General features: G+C 46.4%; 2 protein-coding genes and 2 pseudogenes. 2 read left to right on the top strand and 2 right to left on the bottom strand.

Features of this window, described 5'->3' with window-relative positions:
* Together AC4E7D_RS13310 and AC4E7D_RS13305 are read right to left on the bottom strand one after the other, a co-directional pair.
* A pseudogene (locus AC4E7D_RS13310) lies at positions 1-283 on the bottom strand (hypothetical protein); the annotation flags it as partial.
* Positions 284-304: 21 nt separating this feature from the next.
* A complete protein-coding gene (locus AC4E7D_RS13305; protein ID WP_490174272.1) occupies positions 305-565 on the bottom strand; it encodes a DUF4834 domain-containing protein in 261 nt (86 codons plus the stop codon).
* An 86-nt stretch (positions 566-651) separates the two neighbouring features.
* Here AC4E7D_RS13305 and AC4E7D_RS13300 point away from each other — a divergent pair, with 86 nt between their 5' ends.
* Positions 652-1,716 carry a transporter gene (locus tag AC4E7D_RS13300; protein WP_490174271.1) on the top strand — a complete coding sequence of 355 codons (1,065 nt, stop codon included), beginning with the start codon at positions 652-654 and terminating at the stop codon, positions 1,714-1,716.
* 120 nt (positions 1,717-1,836) lie between these two features.
* Positions 1,837-2,105: pseudogene (locus AC4E7D_RS13295) on the top strand (GTP cyclohydrolase); the annotation flags it as partial.

Genomic DNA, 2,105 nt, shown 5'->3' with positions numbered 1-2,105 from the left:
GGAACCGTATAAGGCGGTCCAGCTCTTTAATGTAGTTATGAGGATAATTTGCGCCTAGCTGATAGGTGGGCATCCCGCCGAAGGCACTGTTGGTCCAGTACGGTTCTTCATTGTACTCGGCCCGATAGTCATTTTGCTCCTTGGCCATCCCAATATATTGCTCAATATCAGACTGCCGGATCGCCTTTCCCTGCAACACAGGGTGGAAATACGCCAGGGAAACCAGCACAAAAAATACAAGAACAAAGAAATGCGTAAAAACTGATGGGAATCCCTTATTCATAGACAAATTCTGCGAAACAAGTTAATCTATTTCTTCATAGTCTATATATTCCCCCACGGAATCTTTCCCTTTTTTTCTGGGACCTGAGGTTTTGGTAATACTAACATCCCCCACCTTCACTTCCTCTTGTTGGGTCCCTGAATAGGAAGTATACTGTTCCCTGAAGCGCTCCTCAGTCTTCTTTACCGCATATTGGAACAGCCTCGGCGCTAACCAGCGGCCAATGAACTTCAGCAGGAAATAGAAGAGTAAAACAAATAAGAGAACTTGTAAAAATGTCATATTCTGATGGGATAATATATCAAAAGTACAATTCCGGCGTTGTATAAGCAGAATAATTGTCATAAAAATATACTAAATCGAATTTTATGGGGCAACCGCTGAAACGAAAGTTATCTATTTGGGTTACAGGGCTTGTCGTCCTTTTCTGTTGGTCCGGAAGCTTCGCCCAGTATACCGATGTCATCAATTCTAACCGCCCTGGGTTTTCCGTAAGTGCCTATGCAGTAGGTAAAGACGTAATACAGGCCGAATTGGGCCTGGCCTACGAACAACAAGACCATACTGACCTGAATACGAATTCTAATATATTCGGGGTGGACCTGGCCCTCAGGTATGGATTGTTGCTGGAGCAGCTTGAGATCATCTATGAGGGTACTTTCCAAAACCAGAATATCACCTTTGAAAATTTTGGCTTTGATGAGTCCCGAACGGATTTTGCCCAAAACCGGCTGGGATTGAAATTCCTCATCTACGATCCCTTTAAGAACCCGCAGCGCAACAAACCCAACCTCTACAGCTGGCGGGCCAATAACAAATTCCAGTTTAAAAATTTGCTGCCCGCTATCTCCCTTTACGGCGGGGCCAATTTTACCCTGGGAGACAATCCATTTTATCCTGGTGAACCCGTAGTAACACCAAGGGCTATGGTGGCTACTCAAAGTCGCTTAACCCCACGTATGGTCCTGATCACCAATGTGGCCTATGACCGTATCGGAACTGACTTTCCCGAGCTCAGCTATGTGATATCTGTATCGCATGCCTTCCGGAATCCGAAATGGAGTATCTTCCTGGAACACCAGGGTATTGACAGCGACCGATATTCCGATTTGCTTCTGCGAAGTGGAATCGCCCACCTGTTCAGTAAAAATTTTCAGTTGGACTTCAGTATGGGGGCCAGTTTTAAGAATACGCCCAGCCGCATCTTCATGACCAGCGGTATTTCTTATCGGCTCGATTACCATCAGGACGTAAAGCCGATCGCCCAGCAAAGACGGGGTTCAAATGGTGACCTCCCCTCAAGGAAAGCCCTGAAAAAGGCTAAACGAAAGGCCCGTAAATCCAAGGGAAAGGGGGCAGAGGACATCAACCTGGCGCCCAGCCGTAAACAATTGAGAAGGATGCAACGCAAGGCAAAGCGGTCAGGCGGGTAAGCTACTCATTAGAGCCTAACTAAAAAACTTCATATTTCTAAGTACCATTTTCAGGAAAGCCACCTGTCTGGTTTTTTTATTGCCAAATATTACTGATATTGGCCTTACTAAAGTTAAGGCATGGTAACACTTAAAGAGGCCCATACGAAAAGTGAAATTAAGAAGTTTGTAAAGTTTCCGTTCCGCTTGTACAAAGATTCCCCCTATTGGGTGCCGCCCATCATCAAGGAGGAGGCAGACTCTTTTGACAAAAAGATAAATCCTGTATTCAACGATGCGGATGCCTGGTTTTTCCTGTCGGTCGCGGCAACCGAGCGGCGCAAGCTGCAGGTCGCGATGGAACTGATCGACCGCGCCGTGGTGCTTGACCGGCGCAATACCGAGTACCT

This window comes from Lentiprolixibacter sp., assembly GCF_982873095.1.
Note: the sequence above shows the minus strand (reverse complement) of the source record. Positions and strands in the feature narration are given on the sequence as shown.